This is a genomic window from Trebonia sp. (assembly GCF_049794275.1).
Taxonomy (GTDB): domain Bacteria; phylum Actinomycetota; class Actinomycetes; order Streptosporangiales; family Streptosporangiaceae; genus Trebonia.
Map to the genome: position 1 here is coordinate 1 of NZ_JBARCR010000056.1, position 2,638 is coordinate 2,638.

2 protein-coding genes and 1 pseudogene are annotated in these 2,638 nt (G+C 73.2%); 2 read left to right on the forward strand and 1 reads right to left on the reverse strand.

Annotated features, from left to right (window positions below; translation table 11 throughout):
* Positions 1-570, reverse strand: a pseudogene (locus WA805_RS01460) (hypothetical protein); the annotation flags it as partial.
* A gap of 165 nt (positions 571-735) precedes the next feature.
* Here WA805_RS01460 and WA805_RS01465 point away from each other — a divergent pair.
* A complete protein-coding gene (locus WA805_RS01465; RefSeq protein WP_422273335.1) occupies positions 736-1,470 on the forward strand; it encodes an ABC transporter ATP-binding protein in 735 nt (244 codons plus the stop codon).
* Positions 1,467-2,638, forward strand: a 1,172-nt coding sequence (locus tag WA805_RS01470) for an ABC transporter permease (protein WP_425241467.1), incomplete at its 3' end; no start/stop codon positions are given. The genes WA805_RS01465 and WA805_RS01470, both read left to right, overlap by 4 nt.

The window sequence follows — 2,638 nt, forward strand, 5'->3', positions numbered from 1 at the left end:
GTCCAACGGGACCGCGCCGAAAACGAGCGGCAGCGGGCTACTGGGCGTGGCGCCGCCCGTGCCGCGGCGCAGCGCGCTGTCCGCGGACAAGGCCCACACATACACGTACTCGAACGCGTAGAGGACGCCGGCCACCCAGACGCCGATGGCGGCGATCGCCGCCGCGGCGAGCGCGGGGCCGGCCAGGAAGTGGTAGCCGGCCTGCCGCCAGTACGCCTGCGAACGGAGCGTCTCGGTGATGCCGTCCCTGGTGAGCCAGTCCGGCCGCCGCGGCTGCGGGGGTATGTCGATCCCGGCGGTGACCCGGAGCCGGTGCCGCTGAACCCAGGTGAGCACCGGGACGAGCAGCAGCGCGACAGCCGCCACTAGCAGCCACAGCACCCACAGCGGCCCGACCCAGAAGTCAAACCGGCCGGGCCAGCGGAGCAGGGCGAAAACGATGAGCGGCGCGGCGAGCTGCGCCGGTATCCCGCCGGCCAGGTACAGCGCCTGGCTCCAGGCGCGCGGCGACCACGGCACCCGGCGGTAGCCCCGGGCGGGCGCCGCCTGCTGCGGCATCACGGTGGTCATAGGACCACGGTATGCGCCGGACAAGGGGTGTGCCTATCTACCGGGGTTCACGTTCTGTGGTGCAGCTGGCTCCACCTGGATTGGGCAGTGCCGGCTACTGCGCGCGATCGCCCGGGGGTGTCATCGTAACGAGCGCCAGAGCATCTAACCGGGGAGGAAAACCCGATGCGACAGCACATTGCGGGACAGCACATTGCGGGACAGCACATCGCGGACGATGTGATCCGGTTTGACGGGGTGACCAAGATCTACCAGGCCGGGGCGCCGGCCGCGCTCGCGGACGTCACGCTGACGGTGGCGGCCGGGGAGGTGGCGGCCGTCATGGGGCCGTCGGGCAGCGGGAAGTCCACGCTGCTCAACCTCGTCGCCGGCCTGGACAAGCCGACGTCAGGCACGGTCACCGTGGCCGGACTGCGGATCGACACGCTGGGGGAGACGGCGCTCGCGAGGTTCCGCGCGCGGCACGTGGGGATCATCTTCCAGTTCTTCAACCTGCTCGACGACCTGACCGTGGCGGACAACGTGCTGCTGCCCGCCCAGCTCGCCGGGGCGTCCAGGCGCCTGGCAAGGGCGCGGGCCGAGGGGCTGCTCGAGCAGCTGGGCATCGAGGAACACCGCGACGACTACCCGGCGCGGCTGTCCGGCGGCCAGCGGCAGCGGGTCGCTATCGCCCGCGCACTGGTGAACTCGCCTGAGCTGCTGCTGGCGGACGAGCCGACGGGAGCGCTCGACACTGCCACCGGCCAGGAGATCGGCCGGCTGCTGCGCGAACTCAACGCCGCGGGGCAGACGCTGGTGCTCGTCACCCACGACCCCGCGCTCGCCCAGCGGTACGCGGCGCGCACCTTGCAGCTCGTCGACGGGTGCCTCGTGCCCTCGAACGCGGCGGTGCCGGCATGAGCTGGGGAGGGTCAGTCAGGACAGCGTCCGGCGGCCCGTTCAGGCACAAGGTGCAGGCGTTCGTGCTGTGCACGGTGCTGCTCGTATCCACCGCCTCCGCGACGCTCGGCCTCGCGCTGCTCGCGGCCAGCAGCGGTCCTTTCGACCACGCGTTCGCCGCGCAGCGCGGCGCCGAAGTGGCGCTCAGCGCGAACCCGGCGCGCGTCACCGCCGCCGAACTGGCCGCCACTGGCCACGTGGCCGGTGTCACCGCGGCGGCCGGCCCGTTCGCGGAGGCGACGGTGCAGACTCAGTTCGGCGGGCAGCCGTTCGGTCAGCTGACGCTGGCCGGGCGCGCCGCGCCCGGCGGTCCCGTCGACAATCTGGTGCTGACCTCGGGGCACTGGCCGGACGGCCCCGGCCAGGTGGTGCTCGACGACAACATCTCCGGCCCCGGGCCGGGCATCGGCAGTCTGAACCTGGGCAGCAGCACCCTGACGGTGACCGGAGTGACAGGCAAGCCGTCGCTGACCGTCGTCGGCTTCGCCAACTCGATCACGAGCTCCGCCGACGGCTGGGTCACCCCCGGTGAGATGACCGCGCTGCGCGCGCCGGGGACCGCGCCCGCGCTGCAGATGCTCTACCGGTTCACTGCCGCGGGCAGCGACGCGCAGATCCGCGCCGACGTGGCCGCGGTGGCCAGGACGCTGCCCGCCGGGTCGGTGGCGGGCGCCAGCTCGTGGCTGGCCGCGCAGGCCCAGGCGGAAGGCAACGGGGCGATCATGGAGCCGTTCGTGGTCGCGTTCGCGCTCATCGGCCTGGCGATGGCAGTGCTCATCGTCGGCAACGTGGTCAGCGGTGCGGTGATCGCCGGGTACCAGCGGATCGGCGTGCTCAAGTCGATTGGCCTGACCCCCGCGCAGGTGGTGGTCGTCTACCTGAGCCGGGTCGGCTGGCCGGCGCTGGCCGGGTGCCTGCTCGGGGTGGTGGCGGGCAACGTCATCGCCGCCCCCGTGCTGCACCAGTCAGCGGGCGCCTACGGCGTCGGCAGCCAGCAGGTTCCGCTGTGGGCCTCGGTGGCGGCGCCGCTCGGCATGCTCGCGCTGACCGTGCTCGCCGCGCTTGGCCCCGCGATCAGGGCGGGCCGGCTGTCCGCCGTCGAGGCGATCGCCGCCGGCCGCGCCCCGCG